General features: G+C 71.3%; 1 pseudogene. It reads right to left on the bottom strand.

Annotation, left to right across the window (positions count from 1 at the left end):
* Window positions 1–401, bottom strand: a pseudogene (locus tag JZ791_RS47515) (kynureninase); the annotation flags it as partial.

Genomic DNA, 401 nt, shown 5'->3' with positions numbered 1-401 from the left:
CCCTGCGCCTGCGCCGCGGCGGTGACGGCCGCCATGTCGTGCATCGCGCCCGTGCGGTAGTTGACGTGCGTGAGCATCAGCACCGCCACGTCGGCGGTGAGCGCGTCCGCGATCTCTTCGGGCTCCACCAGCACCAGCTCCAGGCCGCGCTCGCGGCACAGGCCCTCGGCGATGTAGAGATCGGTGGGGAAGTTGCTGCGCTCGCTGACGATGCGGCGGCGCCCGGGCGCATCCTCGCGCGCGATGTTCAGCGCCGCGCTCAGCACCTTGTAGAGGTTGATGGAGGTGCTGTCGGTGCAGACCACCTCGCCCCGGCCCGCACCGATCAGCGGCGCGAGCTGGTCGCCCAGGCGCTGCGGCAGATCGAACCAGCCCGCGCTGTTCCACGAGCGGATCAGGTC

Origin of the sequence: Nocardia alni, from assembly GCF_019038435.1 — a bacterium.
GTDB lineage: Bacteria > Actinomycetota > Actinomycetes > Mycobacteriales > Mycobacteriaceae > Nocardia > Nocardia alni.
This window is presented reverse-complemented; position numbering and strand designations above follow the sequence as displayed.